A 17,666-nucleotide genomic window follows, 5' to 3' on the forward strand; every position below is an offset into this window, starting at 1 on the left:
ACCCGCCGGTACCATGAGTGTGTGAGTCTACAAGAGTATTTCTGGTTGTTTTTCCCCACCATATGTGTGGCACCGGTGACTGCAGTCATGGTGATACGAGACCCTAGGCGAATGCGCTGTGCGGTCTTCTTAGGTGCGACACTTGCGACCTTCGCAATATCGCTTTTCGCGTTGGCTGCAGGTAGCGTAAAAGACCAGGTTGCTACCTACTTTTTACTGGGATTCATAGCTTTGGGTGCATTGCTGGTGGTGGTGCTCGGTATTTTCTTAGTTGTTTCCGGAGTGATGCTCGTGCGACGTGAGGGAATGAGTCTTTCTCATTCGCTAAGCCTTGCACTGGGCGTCGCAGTCCTTGCCTATCCCGTCGCGATTGCCGTCACGGTTATTACTGAGCAGCAAAGGCTCCTCATGCTTTTAACACTATTGGTGTTTCCCCTCACCTATTTGGCTTTTGTCGTGGTGTCTTACGTGATTTACTCGGGACTATACGGTTTTATTGTGAAGCGGTTTTTCCGCAGTTACTCGACCATCGTGGTGTTGGGAGCAGGACTCATAGGGGGTGAACTCACACCGCTACTTCGTGCGCGAGTGGACCTGGGGATAGACCGTTACCAGAAAAAGCCCGGAGCGCTCTTGGTTTTCAGCGGTGGCCAGGGGCCTGATGAGACAACGTCAGAAGCATTTGCAATGGCAACGTACGCACATTCCCAAGGCGTCCCATCGGATTCAATCGCCGAGGAGAATAGCTCACGTACGACAAGTCAGAACATAGCTTACAGTTATGCTGCCTTGAAAGAGCGGCCAGGTAGGTGGGTGGCGGTCACCAGTGACTTCCACGCATTTCGGGCCGCAATGTACATGCGTCAGAAAGGTATGCCAGGGCAAGCAATTGGAGCGAAAACGCGTCGCTATTTTTGGTCATCTGCAATTTTGCGAGAGGTTGTTGCCGTTGTTCGAGAAAACCTCTGGCTGAACATCATCGTCCTGTTAGCTGCGTGTATACCGCTTATGGTGGCTTTGTGGGTGGTACTTGCAAAAGTCTGAAACTCTATAGATTCCTCTTGCGAAGAGTCTTTTGTAAGTCATCAAGTCCTTCACTCAGGGGGACTTGCGGATAGATCGATGTTCCAGTGACAAAGTCCTGCGGAAGCGCTACGTGAACTGAGGGCTTGATATTCGACGGAAGAGAAAAGGGCTCAATTCGAGATAGAAATGCATTGGTGGCTTCAACAGCGATGTGTTGTGGGGGATCGGCAGGAGAATCTGGTGGACGCTGGCCTTCTAATTCGCGGCGCAGGACAGGTACGATATCTTCCCCCAAATAATCAATTTGTCGTAGCACCATATCGACAGGGAGCCCTGCATGATCAATGAGAAACATCTGTCTCTGGTAGTTGCCGACGTATTCCCTGTAGCCGAGTATTTTGTCAATGACCTGCGATACAGAGCCGACAGCTAAAGGTGTGTCGTGAATGCATTGTTCCAGTGATTGGGCTGATCGGTATACTGCTGCGTTGTCAAAAAAGGGACGAAATTCTTCGAGTGCGGCTTGCGAACTGGTACCGACATAAACTTGCCCTCCTAATCCGACTATTGCTTCGGCAGGAGTGCCATGTCCATAATGAGAAAATCGTTCACGGAAAAGTTGAATGATATCTCGGGTGTGGTCAGCTGCTTGGAAAAGGTGACTGTGAAAGAAGCCGTCTCCATAAAAGGCGGCTTGCTCGGCAATTTGTGGTGATTGTACAGCTCCGTGCCAAATAAAAGGTGGCTGGTTATTCAGTGGCCGCGGAACTGCTGTGAAGTTTGCGAGGGGAGCCCGATGATGTCCTTCCCAATTGACATTTTCCGTGTCCCAAAGTTGACGTAATAGCGCATAGTTTTCCACGGCCAGAGAGATACTGTGCTCAATATTCTTTCCAAACCAGGGGTATACCTGTTCGGTATTGCCCCGACCAATCATTAAGTCCACTCGCCCACCTACTAAAAGCTGGAGGGTTGTGTATTCCTCAGCAATTCTTACGGGGTCGTTTGTTGTAATCAGAGCAGATGTAGTCGTGAGAAGGATCCGTGAGGTTTTCGCCCCAATATATGCCAGCGTGGTTGCAGGCGAAGAAGACACAAACGGAGGGTTGTGGTGTTCACCTAGTCCAAATATATCGAGCCCGGCCTGTTCAGCATGTCGTGCGATACGAATAATATCCTTCATTCGTTGCGCCTCAGAAATCTGCACGCCAGAAAGTGGATTAACAGTGATGTCAGAGACGGAGAATACTCCAAACTGCAAGATCGTTCCCTTCAGGCGCAAATTAATTTCTTGTCTCTATCTACCCGCGCTTTCCTCGAGATGTCAAGGGGTAAATGTGAACTTGGACGCATAATGAGAGTATTGTGCCCCTGCGCATTTGTGCAAATGTGTCGAAATAGGCCTCGTGGAGTTGGTAGAAGTATATAAAGCGCATATTCTCGTGTTTTACGAGCATTAGCTCTAAGCTGGTTGTGTTGGATTATAGAATTAGGGGAGTAAACAGATATGCGGCAAGCACGTTATGTTCTTATTGATGATATTGACAAGACTCCGGCTGCGGAAACGCTACATTTTTCAGTAGGAAAGCAGCAGTATGAGATTGATCTGAGTGATGAGCATTTAGCTGAGTTTCATAAAGATATGGAACGCTGGATTTCACATGCTCGTAAAGTGGCGAGGCGTGGTCGCGGAGGAGTCTCCGGCGTCGCAGGTGATGCAGCTGTGATTCGCGCATGGGCGCAAGAACAGGGTATTCCCATGAGTTCGCGTGGCAGAATTTCTGCTGCGCTACGTGATCGTTACTACCGTGAGAGTGGCCAGTCCAACTGATGGTTGCTCGTCCCAAAAGTGGGCAAAAAATGAGAGGATTAACCCTATGACATATACGCTTGTTTTGCTCCGCCATGGCGAGAGTCAATGGAATGCCAAGAACCTATTCACCGGTTGGGTAGACGTTCCTCTTTCAGAAAGAGGAGAGAAAGAAGCCGCTGCTGGGGGCGTTCTATTAAAAGAGGAAAACGTTCTTCCAGACCTTCTTTTCACCTCCCTATTGCGTCGCGCGATCACCACAGCGAATCTTGCACTTAATGAAGCGGATCGTCATTGGATTCCGGTTGAACGGAGCTGGCGTCTCAATGAGCGTCACTATGGCGCGTTGCAGGGGCTCGATAAGAAGGCCACTCGCGAAAAGTACGGTGAAGAGCAGTTCATGCAATGGCGTCGCTCGTACGACGTGCCGCCACCACCTATCGAAGCTGGATCAGAGTTCAGCCAAGATGGTGACCCCCGATATGCTGGCGACCCGGTTCCTAAGACCGAATGTTTAAAAGACGTTCTAGAACGGCTCATGCCGTACTGGGAAGGAACGATTGTTCCTGCTCTCCAAACTGGCAAGACAGTCATGATTGCGGCTCATGGCAATTCACTTCGGGCTATTGTCAAGCATCTCGATGGTATTTCGGATGATGATATCGCCGGCGTCAATATCCCGACCGGTATCCCACTGGTGTATGAACTTGACGAAGAAACCCTTAAGCCTATTACAAAGGGTGGGCGTTACCTTGATCCTGAAGCGCAGGCAAAAATTGATGCCGTTGCTAACCAGGGCAAGTAAAGACTAGGAGACTAATGGCTTTTAAAGTCGGTGAGACTGTTGTATATCCCCACCATGGAGCTGCTGAAATCGTAGAGATCAAGCAGCGTGAACTCGGTGGGGAAAAAGTGGAGTATCTTGTTCTCCACGTTGCCCAAAGTGACCTTGAAATTGAAGTCCCCTCAAAGAACGTGGATTTGGTTGGGGTCCGCGAGGTTGTTGACGACGCCGGGGTAGAACATGTTCTCGATGTGCTCCGGGCAGTAGATGTTGAGGAGCCCTCAAACTGGTCGCGCCGTTTTAAAGCCAACCAGGAGAAGATCGCGACTGGAAATATCGTCAGGGTATCTGAGGTTGTTCGGGATCTCTCACGCCGCGATGCAGATAAAGGACTTTCTGCGGGGGAAAAGCGCATGCTTACGAAAGCACGCCAGATCCTCGTGTCAGAACTCAAATTGGCTCGTGATGTGGATGAGGACGAAGCGACTGAAGAGCTAGATCAGGCTCTCGCTGACGGCATCGCCGCAGTGGAGGCGCAGGACTGACCTTGGCTGTTGCCATTGTGACGGCGGCCGGGGCGGGAACACGCCTCGGCGCCGACATTGCTAAGGCTCTGCTACCCATCGGGGGTCGCACTCTTGTTGAGTGGGCTCTCTACGGATTAGCCCAGTCCGGTTGTGTTTCGAGGGTCTGCGTGACCGCACCAAATGAGGCTCTGGAACAGTTCTCAGAAGTTCTAGAAAAAAGCAAGGTCTTTGCTGGTGAGGTGATTGTAGTTCCTGGCGGTGTCACCAGACAACAGTCCGTTTATGCGGGGTTGACTGCTCTCAAAGAATCGGGAATAGTGCTTGTTCACGATGCAGCTAGGCCCTTCGCGTCTCCTGGATTGATTCGCCGAGTAGCGCAGGCTGTGAATGATGAATGCCCGGCCGTTGTTCCAGGCCTTCCCGTATCGGACACGATCAAGGAAATCGGGGATGGATCGCCTGCTCCTGTTCTTAACACGTTGCCGCGTGCACGCCTTAGAGCAGTTCAAACTCCCCAGGGTTTCCTGGGAAGTGTCTTGATGGAGGCCCATGAGCGCTTCATTGATGAAGCTGCTGATGATGCGTCTGCTGCCACGGATGATGCAGTTTTAGTTGAGTGGATGGGGCTGCCTACTTTTGTGTGCGAGGGTGACCCATCAGCTTTTAAAATCACGACCGCCGATGATGTGCAACGTGCTGAGTCTTTTCTCTCCTCGTCAACTGCTGGTTATGTGTCTGTTATGGAAGGCTGATAGTCGCAAGAATCCAACACTTGAACACTGTGGCGTCTGTACGCGAACTTTCAGATTTTGAACTAGGCTAAATGCTGGTATTCGTCTCAAGAAAAGGCCTGGGGAATGACCAGCACAGTGCAGAAAAGTAAAGTAGCCGCTTGGGCTGCATGGGATTGGGGATCGGCTGCTTTTAACGCTGTCGCCACAACCTTCGTATTTTCCGTATATCTAACAAGCGACGGTCTCTTCACCGACGCAACTACTGCCAATTCGCATCTTTCGTGGGGAATGGCGCTGGCTGGAGTCGTCGTTGCAATTCTGGCTCCAGTATCGGGCCGTCGGGCTGACGATGCTGGTCGTGGCGTTAGGTCAGTAGGTATATTTTCGTTCCTTGTTTTCCTATGTCTTTTAGGAATGTTCTTTATCACCCCAGATTCATCGCTGGGCGGCACGACGATGTTACTTCTCGGTATCGCACTCCTGGGCTTGGGGAATATATTCTTTGAGTTTGCGTCGGTCAACTACAACGGAATGCTCAATTACGTCTCATCGCCCAAAAACCGCGGCACTATTTCTGGAATTGGCTGGGGTGCCGGATACTTGGGTGGTATTGTCCTCTTGCTAATCCTCTATTACGGGTTCATCAATCCTGAGGTTGGCCTGTTCGGTGTTACCAGTGAAAATGGCCTGGACGTACGTGTTTCCATGCTCATAGCAGCTCTTTGGTTCGGTGTCTTCTCACTGCCAGTACTTCTCAATCCGCCCGCTGGTTACGGCAAGAATAAAGACGGGAAATCAGCTCCTGTCTTAGAGACCTACCGCAGAGTATTCAGGTCGATTGCGGGGCTATGGCGCGACTCTCGGTCAGTGGTAACTTTCCTCCTTGCATCTGCGGTATTTCGTGATGGTCTGGCTGGCGTATTTACCTTCGGTGGAGTTATCGCGGCATCTGTCTTTGGTTTCAGTAATTCAGAGGTGATTCGCTTTGCAATTGCTGCCAACGTGGTCGCGGGAGTCTCCACGATCATCGTCGGAAAACTTGACGATGTTATGGGGCCAAAGAGCATTATCTCGATTTCGCTTCTCACAATGATTGCGGCAGCTTTAGGTGTTTTCTTTTTTTATGGCAACGGCAAGATTATCTTTTGGTCGTTGGGTTTGTTGCTCTGTGTCTTTGTGGGGCCAGCCCAATCAGCTTCACGGTCTATGCTGGCCCGAATGATCCCGCCGGGGCGTGAAGGAGAAATCTTTGGCCTGTACGCGACAACTGGAAGAGCGGTGTCATTCATGGCTCCTGCGTCTTATGCGGTGGCAATCATGGTGGGCGAGGCGATTTACGGGAAAGGAGTCCAGGCCACGGTCTGGGGTATCCTAGGAATCGCTCTGGTTCTTCTAGTCGGATTCCTCTTGCTTCTTCCAGTAAAAACATCTGACATGCGCGTTGACGGGCTAGATACATTCGATGATGACACTACTGTGCCGGGTGGTGCATTCCCCGGCTGATTGGGGATGGGAAAGTGCGTTGGGACGGAACGGTAGTTCTAGCGGACCGAGAGCACGAGGACTGGTCAGTTGTTTTTGATACCAAGATTACCTATGTTGGTCCAGCTTCCACTGCGCCAGAGTCACCAGGTGCTACGGGTGGCTACATTCTTCCGGGTCTAGTGGATGTGCACACGCATGGCGGCGGAGGTGAGTCTTTTCCTGATGCGGAGACTATAGAACAGGTTCGCATTGCTGCGGGTGAACATCTATCTCAAGGCACTACCACCATGCTCGCATCGACTGTTACGGCACCTATTCCGGTACTTGAGGAGCGCGCCCGTCTCCTCGCACAAGCCGCTGGCGAAGGAATCATCGCCGGCATCCACTTCGAAGGGCCGTTCTTGTCAGAGGCACGCTGCGGCGCCCAAGACCCACGGTACCTCATCCCCCCCAATCCACGTGCCATGCAAAGTCTTATGGACGCCGCGGGCAGGTGGGCAAAGTCGATGACTTTGGCTCCCGAATTCATCGACAGAGAGTCTTTGGATGTTCTGGTCGAGGCGGGAGCTATTCCCTCATGGGGCCACACGGATTCGAATGCTCTTGATGCGCGCAAAGCCATCGAAATGGGACAAGAAGTACTAGCTGCGCATAGACGAGCATCGGTGACACACTTGTTTAATGGCATGAAGCCCCTCCACCACAGAGACACTGGGCCGATCGGAGAGTTTTTGTCGGCAGCTGCCCGCGGTGCATTGGTCGTAGAAATGATTTGCGACGGCGTTCATGTTGATCCGCTACTCATTCGGTCCGTTGTGGAAACTGTCGGACGTGAGAACTGCGTGTTTGTCACCGACTCAATGGCTGCGGCTGGTTTGGGAGACGGCCTCTATTCGCTGGGGCCGCAAAAGGTTCGTGTGAGTGACGGCGTAGCGCGATTAGCCGAGGGGGACTCGATAGCCGGTGGGACCGCCCGCCTCATCGATTGTGTTCGTGTGGCAGTGCAGAAGGCTCATATTCCATTAGTTGACGCTGTGTGGATGGCATCGACACAGGGGGCCAACATGTTCGGCTGGGATGATCGTGGTCGCATTGAGAAGGGCTTGAGAGCCGATCTGGTCCGAGTGGACGCAAATTTGCGTCCACTCGACGTAGTGCGTGGTGGTACTCGGGTTTAGCCGTTGCGCTATTTTCCGTCAGGTGCTGGTTATGTGCCTGTTATTGCCGTCGATAACGCGCACATAACACGCACCTGACGGTGGAGAATGAGACACGCTATCAGAGGGCTCTCAATAAATGCTCTTTTCGCTACGAGTAGTGGTCTTTTACCGAAAGAACATAGACTGCGTCATCAATTACTGTATATATCAACCGGTTTGTAGTGTCGATTCTTCTTGACCATGCTCCCTGCAGTCCCCACTTTAGAGGCTCAGGTTTACCGATGCCTTCCATGGGATGATGCATGGTATCGGCAATAAGTTTGTTGATGCGTCGAAGGGTTTTTCTATCCTGCCCCTGCCAATAGAGATAGTCATCCCATGCGTCTTCGGTCCACAATAGTTTCACTGTTCACTGTGTCCGTCTGCGTCGATGAGGTCGCGTGCGGCTGCGTTTCCTTGCTGTGCCAGATCGAGGCCTCGCAGGACTTTACTGTGTAGGTAGGGATTTTGATAGATCCTAATTGTCTCCATCAGTGATTCGTAGTCTGCGGCGCTCATGACTACCACATTGTCGGCGGGGTCAGTGTTGGTGACAAGTAACATATCTGCGTCTTCGTTCACTTGGCGCATATGTGCTTTGAGGCTCTTACGGAAGTTGCTGTACGAGACTGCGGTAACCATTGCTAACTCCATCCAACGCTTGTACTAGATATTGTACATGCAGTACAGATGGTAGGAAAGTCCCATATCGATTTTATCCAGGAGTGTTTGTCTCTTTCGCCACCCCTTCCGCCAGGTGCTGGTTATGTGTCTGTTATTGCCGTCGATAACGCGCACATAACACGCACCTGGACGAGGGGTGAAAAGGACTAGTAGCAACGCCCACTAACTAACGCGTGAGAAGTGCAGTTGATAAACCGGCCAGGCCTTCCCCTCGCCCCAGGAAGCCTAAGTGGTCAGTGGTGGTGGCTGAGAAAGATACGGGTGCCCCCACGATCTCACTCAAAGTGGTCTCTGCTTCCAAGCGTCGCACAGCAATGCGAGGCTTTTGGCCGATCAATTGCACTGTTGCATTCGCCACGTTCCACCGGGCACCCCGCACCAGTCGGAGGGCTTCGTGAAGAAGGGTCTTACCGGAGGCTCCAGCCCACCGTGGATCATCGACGCCAAAGACCGAACCTAAGTCTCCTAATCCTGCTGCTGATAAAAGCGCATCGCACAATGCATGCGCGACGACATCGCCATCTGAGTGTCCCGCCAGTAGGGGTGAGTCCGACCACTCAAGGCAAGCTAGTTTGAGGGTCCCGATCTCTCCCGAGAACGCGTGAACGTCGACACCTTGCCCGATACGTATATCCATGCTTGCCATGGTATCGGGATACCATGGAGGAATGGAGTTACGCCTCTACGACACACTGACACAAAAGCAGAAGCCACTGGAACCCTTGCGGCCTGGACACGTGGGCATTTACCTGTGCGGTCCAACGGTGCAGGGTGACCCACACATTGGACATCTTCGTGCTGCTGTCTGTTTCGATGTGTTGATTCGGTGGCTCCAGCGCTGCACCATGCAGGTGACGTATATCCGCAATATCACCGATATTGATGACAAGATTCTCATCCGGTCAGCGGAGGAAGGAATTCCTTGGTGGCAGCTGGCGCAACATTTTGAACGCGCATTTGAGCGTTCGTATCAGCAGCTGGGATTGATTCCTCCCACGTATGAGCCACACGCGACTGCGCATATTCCAGAACAGATTGCTCTCACGGAACGCCTCATCAACCGGGGACATGCTTATGCAGACGGGCAAGGGAATGTGTACTTTGACGTGCACTCCGAGCCAACCTACGGGTCGTTGACGCACCAGGCCCTTGACGACATGCGGACCACCGAAGACGACAATGATCTCGATGCTGCGCGCGAACTGGGAAAGCGGGATCCCCGCGATTTTGCGTTGTGGAAAGCTGCTAAATCCGCGGAACCCGATAGTGCGGCATGGGATTCCCCCTGGGGTAGGGGACGTCCGGGGTGGCACCTGGAGTGCTCTGCCATGTCACGCAAATATCTAGGTGAGAGTTTTGATATTCATGGTGGTGGTATCGACTTGCGGTTCCCGCACCATGAAAATGAGGCGGCCCAGTCTCATGCGGCAGGCTGGGGTTTTGCGCAAATATGGGTTCATAATGCGTGGGTTACTCAAAAAGACGAAAAGATGTCCAAGTCACTGGGCAATACTCTTGCGTTAGACACTCTTTTGGAGGACTATCCGGCTGTTGTTGTGCGTTTTGCACTGTGCACTGTCCACTATCGTTCGATGATTGAATGGAGCGAAGAAACACTCCCGCGCGCTCAGGCTGCCTGGGAAAAGATTTCTGCCTATGTCGCGACATCGATCGATTATCTGGGAGAGGAGGGGAGCTCACAGCTTCCCACACATGACCTTCCCACGTCTTTCGTTGCTTCGCTGGACGATGACCTCAATGTGGCGGGGGCTCTTGCAGTGATCTATGAACGCATGAAAATAGGGAGAAAAGCGCTAATCGATCGCGACAGAGAAACAGTGTCGAGAGAGCTCTCAACGGTCCGGTCCATGCTGGACATTCTGGGATTGGACCCTGTTGCCTGGCAGGCACATGATGGCGACAGCAATAGTGCAATGACTGCCCTCGACAGCCTTGTGAGCTCTCTTATCGAGGCAAGAAACGTTGCACGCAGCGAAAAGAATTGGGCGCGCGCTGATGAGATACGCGATCAACTCAGCCAGGCTGGCGTAGTTATCGAAGATGGCGCGCAAGGATCGACATGGAGGCTTGCTTAATGGCGGGAGGAAATCAGGGCCGCAGGGGAGCTCAACGAAGGAAGCCAAGTGGGGCAGCTCCTAAAGGAAGCGGCGCTAAGCATCGTCGGACCCTATCTGGGCGAGGCGCAACTCCCAAAGCAGAAGAACGCACCTACCACGCGGCACACAGTAAAGCCAAGGCTGCTGAACGCAAACGCGCTAACGCTGAAGCTGCTGCGAAGGGACGCCTCAAGACTCGGGTGAAGGTACAGCCTGGCCGTGAGCTTATCGTGGGCCGGAATGCTGTGATTGAGGCAGCGCGTGCGGGTGTAGCTATCGAGAGGATCTTCCTTTCAGCAGATCCAGGAGATGGGCGCATGCGCGAGGTGGTCGATGCGCTGGCCCCTCTTGGCATTCCTTTTTTTGAAGTCACGCGTCGCGATCTGGATATAGCCTCCGATGGGGCCGCCCACCAAGGCGTGGGGGTGGAAATTGCTGAATATGAGTATGTCGACTTTGACGATTTGCTGGTAGACGCTCTTCAGGGCAATAGTTTGTTAGTCGCACTTGATCACATTACTGATCCACATAATGTGGGAGCAGTCTTGCGTTCATCTGCAGCTTTTGGTGTTGATGGTGTTTTCATGCCAGAAAGACGATCTGCTGGAATTGGCGCAACCGCGTGGAAAGTTTCTGCTGGCGCGGCTGCGCGCGTTCCTGCCTCTCGGGTGACAAACCTTGTCCAAGCCCTTGAGCGATGTAAAGCAGCGGGATTCTTTGTTGTGGGACTTGAAGGAGACGCTGAAGAGAATGTCCGTGAGTTCCCACTTGCGCCCGACCCCTTGGTGATAGTCACTGGGGCAGAGGGCAGTGGTCTATCGCGCCTCGTCAAAGAAACCTGCGACATGCTAGTTTCCATTCCCATTGAAGATGTGGAGTCTCTCAACGCGGCTGTTGCCACCGGTATTGTTCTTTACGAGGTTCATAGCCGTCGTGTCGACAACGCCCAATAGGCGGCCAAGCCTGACAACTGGATACATATCACACTAAACTTCCCCAGGGCAGTGATTCGCTGCCCGGAAATGAGGCGAGGAAGATGCCCGGCATTATCGTGGTAGGTACCCAATGGGGTGACGAAGGCAAGGGGAAGGCAACCGACCAGCTAGGGGGAGAAGTCGACGTTGTCGTCAAATTCAATGGTGGCAACAACGCTGGACATACGGTTGTGATCGGTGAGGAGTCGTATGCTCTACACCTCCTTCCGGCAGGTGTTTTGAACCCAGGTGCTGTCCCAGTGATTGGCAACGGTGTCGTGGTTGATCTAGACGCGTTGTTTGCCGAGATTGATGCCATGGAGGCACGTGGTGTGGACTGTTCACGTCTCCTCATCTCGGCCAATGCCCACGTAATTCCCAGTTATAACCGCGTCTTGGACCGTGCAACAGAAAAGAAACTGGGAGACGCTCAAATCGGTACAACTGGGCGGGGTATTGGACCGACCTACGCTGACAAGATGAACCGCATTGGCGTGCGAATCCAAGATGTTTTGGATGAGGATGCGTTGCGGCGCCGCGTACATGGTGCCCTTTATGAGAAGAATCAAGTCCTAGAAAACGTCTATGGCATCGACCCAATCGAACCTGAAGCGGTGACCCAAGAGTTGCTGGCCTACGCAGAGCGGTTGCGTCCCATGGTGGTCGACACCTCACTCTTTATCAATGATGCTCTCGATCGTGGAGAAATTGTTCTGTTCGAGGCGGGGCAGGCCGCCATGCTCGATATCGACCACGGAACGTATCCATTCGTTACCTCGTCGAACGCGACCGCTGGTGGTGCTCTCACCGGAGCTGGCGTGGGGCCAACAAAGATTGACCGAGTAGTCGGCGTGACGAAAGCCTATACGACGCGCGTAGGCGAAGGTCCCTTTCCAACAGAGCTCTTTGGTGAAGACGGAGAACATCTGCGTGAACTGGGTGGAGAATACGGAGTTACAACCGGGCGCCCTAGACGCGTGGGATGGTTTGATGCTCTGGTTGTCCGCTATGCCAGCCGAGTCAATGGCTTGACAGATATAGTGCTGACTAAGCTGGACGTCCTCTCTGACTATGAGCAAATCCCCGTATGCGTTGCCTATGAGGTCAATGGGGAGAGAATTACCGAGCTTCCGTGCGACCAGCAGGGGTTTGTCGATGCAACGCCTGTGTACGAGATGCTACCGGGTTGGTCTGAAGACATCACCGGAGCGAGGAAGTTTGAGGATCTTCCTAAGGCAGCCCAAGACTATGTTGAGTTTCTAGAGGATCAGGTTAAGTGCCGAATTTCCTCTATCGGAGTAGGGCAATCACGTGAGGCCACAATCATTCGCCATCAGCTAGTGTGACGCTCGCCATTGGCCTTGCATGGTAGGGGCGCCGGGCCAATGCGCCAGTCGGCGCTAAGGCCGCTCGAAGCGGCTCGATTTGGAGCCCGGGGCAATAGACCCGACGCCTGACCTAATTGTAACAGGTCAGGATGGGGATTGGCATGCGGAGAATATAGGATGCCAAGATGAACAGAGTCCAACAGAGCCTGTGGGTAGGCGCGATAGTCGTTATTTTTCTTGCTGTGCCAGCATATCTACTACGCGATGTGCTTTACCATGCAGTGGCATTCACCACTGCGACGCAAGAAACATGGTGGGCCGCAGTGATCTATCCGATTGGCAAATACGGGTATCTCCTGATAGCAGTACTGGGTGCAGTCACTCTAGCTGCAACGTGGCGGGCATATGGTTGGAAAGCAGAAACAGCTCTCATTGTGTCGCCATTCGTGGCGTGGGGGCTCAACTGGCTGTTTAAATCGTTGGTACGTGAGGAACGTCCCTGTGCGGTATACCAATTCCCATCAATGGTCCCGTGTCCCTCGACTCCTCCTGATTGGTCCTGGCCTAGTGGACACTCTGCAATCGCCGCTGCATTGGCGACTAGCGTCCTTCTTTTGCTCCCTCGGCTGTGGCCGCTTGCTGCGGCATTAGCCTTTTTGCAGGGATACGGACGTGTCGCACTTGGCGCCCACTATGTCCACGATGTGTTGTCGGGATGGGCTGTTGGGATTATCGGTACACTGCTAACCTTCTATCTTTTTAGCGTCTTCTTCGGTTTTTCCTGGTGGCGATATGGAGTGCGAAGCCCAGAAGGGCCACCAGAGCAGACCCCTCAGCGACCAAAGCGCCCACATCGACTAGAGGATTGATAGTTGCACTCCATAAGAGCTCAGGTAACGGGCCGTGTCCCATTACTTGAGGTCCGATAGTCCAGGCAATAAGAAGTAACGCACCTGTGCTCAACGCGCAAAATAGGCCAGCTAGACCCAAAGCAAGAAAGCGGCTAGGAGCCACCAATATTCCCAGAAGTAGAGCGATCGCAGTAACAACGCCTCCCCATGTGGCGAACCAGCCAAGTACTGTGCGAGCAGACCTCGCCTCGTCGATACCTGACACTGTGGCGAATGGGAGGGGTAGATCGATGTCGGGTATAAGGCTGGCTATGGGCAGTCCCTGGTCTACCAATGATGCCCGGAAAGTCTCAATGAGGGGGCCGGTTGCGATCGTGAGCACCGCAGTATCCTCACCGGGTGTGTCTACCGCAGAAATAAAGTCTGTGTGCACTTGGCGTAATAACGTTGGCCATGCTTGGTGAAACTCGGGCGAATCGAGGGCGGCAAGGGCTGTGTCACGTACACCATCGTGAAGAGCCTCATCCGCATTTTCTGGGGCAGCCTCAATAGCGGATGCCCATGAATCAGGAAGTCCCCATTGGCGAGCGGTCGACGCGATCGAGCTGGACAAAGATTCAGATGTGGAACCCAGAATACTGGTGGAAAGTGCTTCACTGGTCGTGTCAGCAATACCGCCTGCCACATAGTCATGAAAGACTGGCGAGGAAGCGACCGGTTCATAAAGGTCGATGAAGCCATCCTGGTCAACAAGACTGGTGGTGGTCCAATGTCCAAGGACTGTGAGTGGTGCGGCGAGCACTCCAATCGCAATCAGGATGGTTGCTAGAACTGATCTCAAGGTTGCCATGTTTCTCACTTTCGAAGCTGAGTCGATGGTACTACCCCTAGTTACTTCCGTGCCTGCGCTAATCTTCCATGTATGACTGAATCTCCGCGGACTTTCACCTACGGACAGATTGAATATACGATTGCGCCCGAAAATGTCAGGCAATCAGATGTTCAAGCACTCGTTGAGGAGCATCTTCAGGAGATGGTTGCTATGTCCGCCCCTGAGACTTCCTTTGCACTTAGTGCCGATCAACTTGCTGTCCCGCACATTACGCTTTTTGCTATTCGCCGGGGCGGAGAGCTGTTGGGATGCGGAGCGCTCAAAGAACTCGATGCGCAAACCGGTGAGCTTAAGACCATGCGCACTGTTGCACATGCGCGGGGCTTAGGAATCGGAGGATTAATGCTGGACCACCTCATTGGTGTGGCACGTCGCCGCGGATATACCCGCGTATATTTGGAGACGGGATCTGAAGACCATTTCGGCCCAGCACGAGCAATGTACGCGGGGCGAGGCTTCCGGCATTGTGGGCCATTTGGAGACTATAAGGTTGATCCTCATTCGGTCTTTATGGTTGTAGATCTTCCCCGCGCCTCAGCAGCGCCTCAATGAGAGCGTCCGGTGCCTCAGATGACTCTCTAGATTGGTCGAGGTTCTGGACTTCACGATGGATTCGTTCCATCGATGTGTCGAGAGTATCTGCCACATCCGCTGCGAGTTTGAGCGCATCAGTCAAGTGCCTAGGCACATCGTGGTCGTATTTGTAGTAGATCTTGTGCTCCAATGATGCCCAAAAATCCATAGCAATGGTACGCAGCTGAACTTCAACGGGAACTGAGTGGGTGCCGGTTGATAGATGCACAGGAACTTGGATGATGAGATGGAGGCTTTTGTAGCCATTGGGCTTGGGGCTTGAGACGTAATCTTTTTCTTCGACTAGCCGAAGATCCGGTTGGGAAAGCAAAAGATCTCTCACGGTATACAGGTCCGAAGGGAAACTACAGGTGAGTCTGACTCCTGCTATGTCGTAGAGAGAATTCATGAGGTTAGTTACGGTGAGCTCAATTCCTTTGCGCTGAGCCTTTCCCAGGATTGATTCAGCCGATTTTAGTCGAGACTTCACGTGTTCAATGGGGTTGTAGTCATGAAGCAACCGAAAATCCTCTTGTAGGACCTCTACACGCGATGTAATAGCGTCCATCGCAGCTTCATAGAGCAACATCATTTGCTTCAACTGGTACAACTGACGATGCATCGAGCTTGCATTGTCACCATTGGCCAAAGTTACTTCGTTATTCATCGTGGTGTTAAGTCTACTGTGTATTTCTGAGTAAGAACTGGGGATTCTCCCGCCCCCTGTCTCCCCCCTGTCGCATCACAGTGTGCTAATTCTCGTGGCAGTTTGATATTTGTCGCCGGGATGGGGGTTAATTCGGGGGGATACGCGGGGTGGATCACAGTTGTTGCTACAGGAGATATGCAAGTGGCGAAGAAGAGGCATTTCCCGGTAGACTAATCGGGCACTGGAGACGTCGCATAGTCCGGTCGAGTGCGCCTCCCTGCTAAGGAGGTAGGGATTCACGTCCCTCGCGGGTTCAAATCCCGCCGTCTCCGCCATTGTGTTATCTCGAGACATCGTTCCGGTGTCTCGAGAGATTTTCTTCTCACGTACGGGGCCATGATACTGTTCCTGGGGCTGTATGCGGCCCTGGGGACAGTATCATGACCCCGTACGTGGGAAAAAGAAACACCCCACCAAAACCCCAAGAGCCGGATAACCGCACGGATCCGGATATTCTTGGTAAGGCAGCGACTCTGCTGGCCCACCATACAATAATCTGTCAACCACAACTCAACCGCCCAGGTCTTGTGGCCCCAACAAGCCTAAGCAGCACGCTGACTTGGTGCGTTCATTCTCGATCGGGCGATTTTCATCGGGCGTGTGAATGTCCTCCATAACAGACGTATCGCACTTGACTAGTTGATCAGACAATCCCGCTGTCGGAACGATGTTTTGACACTTCACAAGAGAGCCGCGTGGGGGAATTGAACCCCCGACCTATTCATTACGAGTGAATCGCTCTGCCGACTGAGCTAACGCGGCCGAACCCGTTTTATTATCAGGTACGGCAGCTACTTTACCGGGCAAAACTGTAACAAGCCAAACTTGGAGGGCATAGTAGATGTAGGTCTTTGTCACACTGCAATCACTTCGACTTTTGCTGACTTTAGTAGCTTCAATTGGTCGCGGTTGAGGCCCTTATCGGTTATCAACGTGTTAATTGCAGGTGTCTTGCAGATGCGCGCAAATGAGCGCTTCCCTATTTTTTCTGATGTGCCGACGGCCAGTATGGTTTCTGAATGTTCAATCATGGTGCGTGTTACAGCAGCCTCGTCGGTATCAGAACAGGTTGCTCCAAAGGATGCATCCAAGCCAACGAAACCTAGGACCATGCAATCGAGCCACAGTGAGCTCATTGCTTCTGTTGCGATTGGCCCAGTGAGTTCATATGAGCGACTGCGAACTACACCCCCCAGACTTACTATGCGGATTTGTGGGCGAAGTACAAGTGCGCTAGCAATGTTGAGAGCGCTGGATACAACGGTGAGGCGCGGGGCGCTGCGTGATGTTCTTGAGGTATGTGCGTCCGTGAGTCGTCCGATTTCTTCAGCAAATTCGGTCGTCGTGCGACGGCGCTTGCGGTAGCTGTGGTGGTGTGGATTTTGGCTGCATTGCCTGTAATCATTACAGGTCTACTTGCTGATAGTTCGGGGTCGGAAGGCTTGCTTATCGGGGGCGGCGTGTGCGGAACCCTCGTTTTGGTGGCTGCTGGCCTGCTGATTTTTCTTCCAACGAACTGGGCGTCCTCGGTGCAAAGTGTCCTCAATCGTGAAGATATCGAGGAAGAACAGGCCTCATCGCCGGTCGGAAGTGCGATATTGGGAGCCTACTGGCCTTTTGTCACTGCCATCTACTTGGCGTGGAGCTTCATCACACGTGATTGGGGTATTACGTGGATTGTCTGGCCTGTGGCGGGAGTCCTCTTTGCCGCGGTCGCTGTCTTTATTAGCACCGCGTGGTCTGTGAAAAACTCCCGTGATGTGAGCGCATCATAGCGAAGCTGTCTTGATTGCTGATAGTCGAAACTAGATGTCTATAGTTCTGACTAGCTCGATGTGCGCGAGCAAGCTCAATGTGCTGGGGGCTCGTGCACATCGAGTTCGCCTATGCACAATGAGCCGCAGAGCCTCGCATTTCACATAAGCGAAGGCCCCGCACCAGCGAGAGTAGGTGCGGGGCCTTCATTTTCGTTT

The 17,666-nt window shown here is 52.8% G+C and carries 20 protein-coding genes and 2 tRNA genes; 14 read left to right on the top strand and 8 right to left on the bottom strand.

The window, feature by feature from the left end:
• Nucleotides 1–21 precede the first annotated feature (21 nt).
• The gene (locus tag FYJ24_RS13265) at nt 22–1,044 is read left to right on the top strand and encodes a YdcF family protein (RefSeq protein WP_206192392.1); all 1,023 of its coding nucleotides are present in this window, start codon (nt 22–24) and stop codon (nt 1,042–1,044) included.
• Nucleotides 1,045–1,048: 4 nt separating this feature from the next.
• On the opposite strand, the gene FYJ24_RS00240 is transcribed toward FYJ24_RS13265, so the two are convergent.
• Entirely contained in the window at nt 1,049–2,287 is a 1,239-nt protein-coding gene (locus FYJ24_RS00240) for a CE1758 family FMN-dependent luciferase-like monooxygenase (protein WP_154542516.1), read from the bottom strand.
• Between the two features lie 246 nt (nt 2,288–2,533).
• On the opposite strand from FYJ24_RS00240, the gene FYJ24_RS00245 reads away from it, so the two are divergent.
• The 6 genes from FYJ24_RS00245 to FYJ24_RS00270 all read left to right on the top strand — a co-directional run bounded on the left by FYJ24_RS00245 (nt 2,534) and on the right by FYJ24_RS00270 (nt 7,544).
• Nucleotides 2,534–2,857, top strand: a complete 324-nt coding sequence (locus tag FYJ24_RS00245; RefSeq protein WP_154542517.1) for a histone-like nucleoid-structuring protein Lsr2 — start codon at nt 2,534–2,536, stop codon at nt 2,855–2,857.
• Between the two features lie 46 nt (nt 2,858–2,903).
• On the top strand, nt 2,904–3,641 hold the full coding sequence (locus FYJ24_RS00250) for a phosphoglyceromutase (protein WP_154542518.1): 738 nt from the start codon (nt 2,904–2,906) through the stop codon (nt 3,639–3,641).
• Nucleotides 3,642–3,655: 14 nt separating this feature from the next.
• A complete protein-coding gene (locus tag FYJ24_RS00255) occupies nt 3,656–4,165 on the top strand; it encodes a CarD family transcriptional regulator (protein ID WP_154542519.1) in 510 nt (169 codons plus the stop codon).
• Nucleotides 4,166–4,167: 2 nt separating this feature from the next.
• Nucleotides 4,168–4,899 (top strand): 2-C-methyl-D-erythritol 4-phosphate cytidylyltransferase, encoded by a 732-nt coding sequence (gene ispD / locus FYJ24_RS00260; RefSeq protein ID WP_225871882.1) that lies wholly within the window; start codon nt 4,168–4,170, stop codon nt 4,897–4,899.
• Between the two features lie 105 nt (nt 4,900–5,004).
• Nucleotides 5,005–6,384 (top strand): MFS transporter, encoded by a 1,380-nt coding sequence (locus FYJ24_RS00265; protein WP_154542521.1) that lies wholly within the window; start codon nt 5,005–5,007, stop codon nt 6,382–6,384.
• A gap of 14 nt (nt 6,385–6,398) precedes the next feature.
• On the top strand, nt 6,399–7,544 hold the full coding sequence (locus FYJ24_RS00270; RefSeq protein WP_318656395.1) for an N-acetylglucosamine-6-phosphate deacetylase: 1,146 nt from the start codon (nt 6,399–6,401) through the stop codon (nt 7,542–7,544).
• 130 nt (nt 7,545–7,674) lie between these two features.
• On the opposite strand, the gene FYJ24_RS00275 is transcribed toward FYJ24_RS00270, so the two are convergent.
• The 3 genes from FYJ24_RS00275 to ispF form a co-directional block, all read right to left on the bottom strand.
• Nucleotides 7,675–7,932, bottom strand: a complete 258-nt coding sequence (locus FYJ24_RS00275; protein ID WP_318656396.1) for a Txe/YoeB family addiction module toxin — start codon at nt 7,930–7,932, stop codon at nt 7,675–7,677.
• Entirely contained in the window at nt 7,929–8,219 is a 291-nt protein-coding gene (locus FYJ24_RS00280; protein WP_206192393.1) for a type II toxin-antitoxin system Phd/YefM family antitoxin, read from the bottom strand. Before FYJ24_RS00280 ends, FYJ24_RS00275 begins: the two co-directional genes overlap by 4 nt.
• A 196-nt stretch (nt 8,220–8,415) precedes the next feature.
• On the bottom strand, nt 8,416–8,886 hold the full coding sequence (gene ispF, locus FYJ24_RS00285; RefSeq protein ID WP_154542524.1) for a 2-C-methyl-D-erythritol 2,4-cyclodiphosphate synthase: 471 nt from the start codon (nt 8,884–8,886) through the stop codon (nt 8,416–8,418).
• Between the two features lie 31 nt (nt 8,887–8,917).
• On the opposite strand from ispF, the gene cysS reads away from it, so the two are divergent.
• The 4 genes from cysS (at nt 8,918) to FYJ24_RS00305 (ending at nt 13,537) form a co-directional block, all read left to right on the top strand.
• Nucleotides 8,918–10,345, top strand: a complete 1,428-nt coding sequence (cysS, locus tag FYJ24_RS00290; RefSeq protein WP_154542525.1) for a cysteine--tRNA ligase — start codon at nt 8,918–8,920, stop codon at nt 10,343–10,345.
• Entirely contained in the window at nt 10,345–11,319 is a 975-nt protein-coding gene (gene rlmB, locus FYJ24_RS00295) for a 23S rRNA (guanosine(2251)-2'-O)-methyltransferase RlmB (protein ID WP_154542526.1), read from the top strand. Before cysS ends, rlmB begins: the two co-directional genes overlap by 1 nt.
• An 83-nt stretch (nt 11,320–11,402) precedes the next feature.
• Nucleotides 11,403–12,686 (top strand): adenylosuccinate synthase, encoded by a 1,284-nt coding sequence (locus FYJ24_RS00300; RefSeq protein WP_154542527.1) that lies wholly within the window; start codon nt 11,403–11,405, stop codon nt 12,684–12,686.
• A gap of 167 nt (nt 12,687–12,853) precedes the next feature.
• The gene (locus tag FYJ24_RS00305) at nt 12,854–13,537 is read left to right on the top strand and encodes a phosphatase PAP2 family protein (RefSeq protein ID WP_154542528.1); all 684 of its coding nucleotides are present in this window, start codon (nt 12,854–12,856) and stop codon (nt 13,535–13,537) included.
• Here the strand turns inward: FYJ24_RS00305 and FYJ24_RS00310 are convergent.
• The gene (locus FYJ24_RS00310; RefSeq protein ID WP_154542529.1) at nt 13,428–14,369 is read right to left on the bottom strand and encodes a hypothetical protein; all 942 of its coding nucleotides are present in this window, start codon (nt 14,367–14,369) and stop codon (nt 13,428–13,430) included. The two genes, FYJ24_RS00305 and FYJ24_RS00310, sit on opposite strands and share 110 nt — an antisense overlap.
• A 72-nt stretch (nt 14,370–14,441) precedes the next feature.
• On the opposite strand from FYJ24_RS00310, the gene FYJ24_RS00315 reads away from it, so the two are divergent.
• Nucleotides 14,442–14,963, top strand: a complete 522-nt coding sequence (locus FYJ24_RS00315) for a GNAT family N-acetyltransferase (protein WP_154542530.1) — start codon at nt 14,442–14,444, stop codon at nt 14,961–14,963.
• Here the strand turns inward: FYJ24_RS00315 and FYJ24_RS00320 are convergent.
• Nucleotides 14,920–15,651, bottom strand: coding sequence for a GTP pyrophosphokinase (locus tag FYJ24_RS00320; RefSeq protein ID WP_154542531.1), 732 nt, complete (start codon nt 15,649–15,651; stop codon nt 14,920–14,922). The genes FYJ24_RS00315 and FYJ24_RS00320 overlap by 44 nt on opposite strands.
• A gap of 225 nt (nt 15,652–15,876) precedes the next feature.
• On the opposite strand from FYJ24_RS00320, the gene FYJ24_RS00325 reads away from it, so the two are divergent.
• Nucleotides 15,877–15,968 (top strand) — tRNA-Ser (locus tag FYJ24_RS00325).
• A gap of 414 nt (nt 15,969–16,382) precedes the next feature.
• Here FYJ24_RS00325 and FYJ24_RS00330 read toward each other — a convergent pair.
• A tRNA-Thr gene (locus FYJ24_RS00330) sits at nt 16,383–16,455 on the bottom strand.
• Between the two features lie 92 nt (nt 16,456–16,547).
• Nucleotides 16,548–17,015: a DeoR/GlpR family DNA-binding transcription regulator gene (locus FYJ24_RS00335; protein ID WP_318656435.1), complete on the bottom strand. Its 468-nt coding sequence runs from the start codon at nt 17,013–17,015 to the stop codon at nt 16,548–16,550.
• Between FYJ24_RS00335 and FYJ24_RS00340 the strand changes: the two genes are divergently transcribed.
• Nucleotides 16,992–17,468: a hypothetical protein gene (locus FYJ24_RS00340; RefSeq protein ID WP_154542533.1), complete on the top strand. Its 477-nt coding sequence runs from the start codon at nt 16,992–16,994 to the stop codon at nt 17,466–17,468. The two genes, FYJ24_RS00335 and FYJ24_RS00340, sit on opposite strands and share 24 nt — an antisense overlap.
• Nucleotides 17,469–17,666 lie beyond the last annotated feature (198 nt).

Origin of the sequence: Scrofimicrobium canadense (genome assembly GCF_009696615.1) — a bacterium.
Lineage (GTDB): Bacteria > Actinomycetota > Actinomycetes > Actinomycetales > Actinomycetaceae > Scrofimicrobium > Scrofimicrobium canadense.